Source organism: Methanosaeta sp. UBA356, assembly GCF_002496465.1.
GTDB classification, from domain to species: domain Archaea; phylum Halobacteriota; class Methanosarcinia; order Methanotrichales; family Methanotrichaceae; genus Methanothrix; species Methanothrix soehngenii.
On sequence record NZ_DAKC01000095.1, the window covers coordinates 1 to 4,599 of the forward strand.

At 54.3% G+C, this 4,599-nt stretch carries 7 protein-coding genes; 3 read left to right on the plus strand and 4 right to left on the minus strand.

Annotated elements, in window-relative coordinates; genetic code table 11:
* The 3 genes from BP727_RS08775 to BP727_RS08785 form a co-directional block, all read right to left on the minus strand.
* Window positions 1-164, minus strand: a 164-nt coding sequence (locus BP727_RS08775; protein ID WP_286858382.1) for a type II toxin-antitoxin system HicA family toxin, incomplete at its 3' end; no start/stop codon positions are given.
* Window positions 142-483 (minus strand): type II toxin-antitoxin system HicB family antitoxin, encoded by a 342-nt coding sequence (locus tag BP727_RS08780; RefSeq protein WP_286858370.1) that lies wholly within the window; start codon window positions 481-483, stop codon window positions 142-144. The genes BP727_RS08780 and BP727_RS08775, both read right to left, overlap by 23 nt.
* Window positions 484-594: 111 nt before the next feature.
* Entirely contained in the window at window positions 595-1,476 is an 882-nt protein-coding gene (locus BP727_RS08785) for a tetratricopeptide repeat protein (RefSeq protein WP_286858372.1), read from the minus strand.
* Here BP727_RS08785 and BP727_RS08790 point away from each other — a divergent pair.
* A complete protein-coding gene (locus BP727_RS08790) occupies window positions 1,468-1,806 on the plus strand; it encodes a hypothetical protein (protein ID WP_286858375.1) in 339 nt (112 codons plus the stop codon). The two genes, BP727_RS08785 and BP727_RS08790, sit on opposite strands and share 9 nt — an antisense overlap.
* Before the next feature lie 255 nt (window positions 1,807-2,061).
* Here the strand turns inward: BP727_RS08790 and BP727_RS08795 are convergent, their stop codons facing one another.
* Complete coding sequence (locus tag BP727_RS08795; RefSeq protein ID WP_273271848.1) at window positions 2,062-2,877, minus strand: DUF63 family protein; 816 nt, start codon at window positions 2,875-2,877, stop codon at window positions 2,062-2,064.
* Window positions 2,878-2,996: 119 nt separating this feature from the next.
* On the opposite strand from BP727_RS08795, the gene psmB reads away from it, so the two are divergent.
* Window positions 2,997-3,617, plus strand: a complete 621-nt coding sequence (gene psmB / locus BP727_RS08800) for an archaeal proteasome endopeptidase complex subunit beta (RefSeq protein WP_013720252.1) — start codon at window positions 2,997-2,999, stop codon at window positions 3,615-3,617.
* 20 nt (window positions 3,618-3,637) lie between these two features.
* The coding region (locus tag BP727_RS08805; RefSeq protein ID WP_286858376.1) for an MBL fold metallo-hydrolase at window positions 3,638-4,599 on the plus strand (962 nt) is incomplete at its 3' end.

Below are 4,599 nucleotides of genomic sequence, written 5' to 3' on the forward strand. Positions count from 1 at the left end.
AGTCCCTTGGGTATCTCCCTATTGCTATGAATCGGGACTGTAGTTAACCGACCATCTTCTGAACGGAGTCGGACATGGGAGCCCTTTGTTCGGATGACGATGAATCCAAGAGCCTTCAGGAACCTCAAAAGATCCTGGGAATCAATCGCAGGTAGCTTTTGCATTATGAACGACTTCCAGCTCTCTGAAACCGACAAATGTATTGAAGCTGCCTATCTCGGTCTCTTCCAGACACATATCGACAACCTCGGAAATGTTCTTCATGGCTTCATCTATGGTCTCCCCCCAGGAGTGACATCCCTTAAAGAGCGGGCAGCTAACTATGTATAAGCCGTTTTCATCGATCTCGACTAGGATTGGCAAGTGCAGCTTTTCCATGAATGATCTTTTGTTCTTCTGAGCTTCAAGCTTAAAGATATTTCCTAATAGACTGAGAGGTTCTTGGAGAGAGTTCTTTAACATCTGATGTTGAGAGGAGATCATAAGAAATCTTCGTCCCCTTGCTAATCTTTCATCATTCCCTGGCTGGATTGACTTGTGTCTGACTAATTCGCAGGCCTGACCCATTGCTTTCTATTGCTGCCACTCCGCCAGCTACTGACGCACCCGCCCCGCGTAGAGGCTCTCGATCTGCTCGTAGATAGCCAGCGCTTCTTTCGCCAGCCCCACCGCATCGGATCGTTTGCCGAGGCTGTCTTGCGCCAGGCTCATATTCCAGTGGGTGTTTGCTTCGCCCCTCCTGTATCCGATCTCCCTGCTGATCTTCAGGGCCTGCTCATAGTGCTCGATGGCTTTTCGCGGCTCGCCCAGGCGGGCGTAGGCCAGGCCCAGAAGATTCAGAAACGAAGCTTCGTCATACCGCGCTTCATCGGAACGAGATGCCTCCAGTCCCGCCTTAACCACGGCAACCCTTTCCGTCCCATGCCCTTGCAGGTCCAGATATTCCTCAATAGCCCAGGTAATGGTGCGTGCAGCTTCCCACAATCCGGCCCTATTACAAGCTGACCGCACTGCCAGGATGTGATCTCTTTGGGAGTCCAGGAGAGCATAGCGCGTCTGTCCTCGCTGCATCTGCTCACGGATGAAATCCTCATAGTACTCCGCCAGCCTGGTCAGTGCACTGTCTGGCGAAGTCAGCCAGGCCCTGGCATAGGTATGAGCCAATGCATGAGTTATCTGGTAGCGAGTATCAGGGCGGATCAGGAGACCGAAATCGACCAGCTCCCCCAGGCTGCGATTCGCATCATCAGCAGATATCTCCAGAGCGATATCCATGATTTCGGCCTCGAAAGGTTGCAAGGCCAGAATTCCCGTTACCCCCAGACAGGCTCGAGCTGGATCGCTCACCTGCTTGAGGCTGTGCTCCATCAAGAGAGGGATGCTCCGATGCTCTCGCTCTCCCTGATGCAGAGCTTCCAGAGGCGTCTTCTCCAGCCAGGTAAGATACTCGCAACCAAGCTGCCGCTTGTGAGCCATGTAGCGGCCCGCCAGGAAGACGGCCAGGGGCAGACCGCCCAGAATGCCACAATGCTCTGGCAGATCTTCTCATCGGAAGCCATCGTGCCGGCCCAGGATTGCAGGAGTTGCACCGCCTCAGCCAGGGGTAACGGAGGCATGTCGCAGAAGTCGGCAGGTGCATCGCTGTGCCTCCGGGTGGTTATGAGCACCCCGCAGCCTCCTGTGATGGACAGGATTTCTGTCAGGTCGTCGGCAGCCTCAGTTCCATCCAGTACTATCAGAGCCTGGCGGCTGCTCAAAGCCATTCGGGCGGCATCTAAGGCTCCTGTACGCGGATCAACTCCGTAAGCCCTGGCAATGGCCTCCAGGGCTAAAGCTGCCTAAGGCTTGTGGTAGAAGGTATGAAAGATGATGCCATCCGGAAACTGCTCCGGCGGATCGTTGCCTGGTGAGAGCTGTCAGATCGCTTCTGCGACAAGAGCAGTCTTTCCCATGCCTCCAGGGCCGCAGATGGTGACTGCCTGCCGGGCTGGAGACCATTTAAAAGTTTTGCCAGCTCCTTCTCCCGGCCTTGCCATAGCTGACTTCCATATCTTTTCCCTTTCAAACGCCCAGCGCCAGCCGCAGGGTGTTTCTCACCGCCGGTGCCAGGCCCAGGGTGATCAGGGCCAGCTTGGTGAGGTTTCTCAGGGATCGGTCATCGATGGCCTTATCGATCATAAAAAGGGCGGGCAGGAGCACGATCAACTTCAGTGGGTACATGACCACCGCTGTTCCTGCCAGATCGATGAGGAACGTGGGGACGACATGCTTTTCGTAGTAGCCAAACCAGTCCACTCCCAGGTAGGTGGAGCTGGCATCGAGCATATGGGCATAGACGATCATGAGGTTAAACCTGTCATCCAAAAAGGATAGGCTAGGTATGGCGCGGCGAGAGAGGAGCAGGCCTCCAGTCAGGGCGGAGCCCAGGGCGAATACTGCCCCAATGACCCAGCCGTTCTCCAGGCCCACCCCGCCGAGCAGTATGAGATTGAAAAGGGTCCAGGCAAGGCCTATGGCGGCGTAGCCGTGATGGAATTGGTCCCCCAGAATCCTTCTGGTGAGGGTCAGAGATCCGGCAGTGACCAGGAAGACCAGGAAGAATATGAGGGGAGTGATTAATAGATAGCTCCAGGGCGGTTGCACGATCTCCGCGTCCTCGATCACCCTCAAGCTCGAGCCCGCCAGGATGTAGGGCAGGGTAGATAAGACCAGCCGCTCATCGATCGCCAGACGATAGTGGCGAAAGAGCTTCACCAGTCCCAGTATCGCCAGGCCCAGCACCACCGCCCAGGTGATCGTGTCCACTGGGTTGTAGCTCGTATCATAAATGATGGGGTGGATGTAGTACCTATATATCCAGTCTGCTAAATCGATCACACCAGGTCATTGCACTCTCACAGTATTTCAGTCGATCGAAATATGGCGTGCAAAAAGTATTTATATTGCAGAACGACAAGCATGCTTGTCCATTTTCCGATTTTAGCTGAGGTAATTAAATGGTCGAGGTGTTCAAAGGTACAACTACGGTAGGTGTACTCTGTGATGGAGGTGTAGTCCTTGCATCGGAGAGCCGTGCTACCATGGGCAGCTTCATAGCCAGCAGCCAGGCCAAGAAGATCTATCAGATCGACGACCTGGTGGGTATGACCACTGCCGGAGGTGTAGGTGATGCCCAGTCTCTTGTCCGGATGGTTCAGGTGGAGGCCAGGCTCTATAAGATGCAAAGGGGCGAAGGATTGACGGTCAAGGCCGTCACAACCATGCTCGCCAATATTCTCTCATCCAGGCGCTACTATCCTTTTATGGTTCAGCTCATCATGGGCGGTGTGGACAGATACGGCCCCAGGATTTACTCATTGGATGCCCTGGGAGGTCAGATCGAGGAGCGAAGGATTGTCGCTACTGGCTCCGGTTCTCCGGTCGCTTATGGCGTATTGGAGGCCATGTACAAGCCGGGTATCAGCGTCGAAGATGGAACTGTTCTGGCGGCTAGGGCAATTCATAACGCTTTGAAGCGAGATTCCGCTTCTGGTGATAAGATCGAGCTCGTTAGGATTACAGATAAATATGAGGAGGTAGGCGAGCCGGAGTATTCGGAGATTATGAATCTCATTTAATCTTTTTTGGATGTGTAATATTGTCGGTAGAAGAAGTACTTTTTGAGCTCAAACGCAAGGTTCAGAGCAAACTGCCCCCGGACATCAACGTCACGGGGCTGGAGTTCGAGGGTCCGGAGCTGGTCATCTACACCGATGACCCCAAGAAGGTGGCTGATGACGGCGAGATCATAAGGAACCTCGCCAAAGAGCTTCGCAAAAGAGTGGTGGTCCGGCCGGACCTGAAGGTATTGGCAGATCCTGAATCTGCCATATTAAAGATCCAGGAGGTCGTGCCCAAAGAGGCAGTCCTCACCAACTACCACTTCGACGGCGAGACCGGCGAAGTGCAGATCGAGGCGGAGAAGCCTGGGCTAGTGATCGGCCGCCATGGTGCCACCCTGCGGGAGATCACAAAGCTGATCGGCTGGACACCGAAGGTGGTCAGAACCCCGCCGGTTAGATCTTCGACCATCGCTAATATCAAGGATTACCTGCGCAGCGTGCAGAGCGAGAGAAAAAACATCCTGCGCACAGTGGGCAGGAAGATCCACCGTGATATTGCTTCCAAGGACCAGTGGGTCAGAATAACCACCTTAGGCGGCTGTCGGGAGGTGGGCAGAAGCTGTATGCTCCTCTCCACTCCAGAGTCCCGTATTATCATCGACTGCGGAATAAATGTGGGATCGGATGACTCAGCCACCCCATACCTCTATGTACCTGAGGTCTATCCCTTGAACCAGATCGATGCGGTGGTCCTGACCCATGCTCACCTGGACCATGCAGGCCTTGTTCCCATGCTCTATAAGTACGGCTATGAGGGCCCCATCTACTGCACTCCACCTACCAGGGATCTTTTCGTTCTATTGCAGCTGGATTACATCGAGATCGCGGGCAGGGAGGGGAACCGTCTTCCCTATGACTCAGGAATGATTCGCGAGGCGCTTAAGCATACCATCACCCTCAACTATGGAGACGTTACCGACATTGCTCCCGATACCAA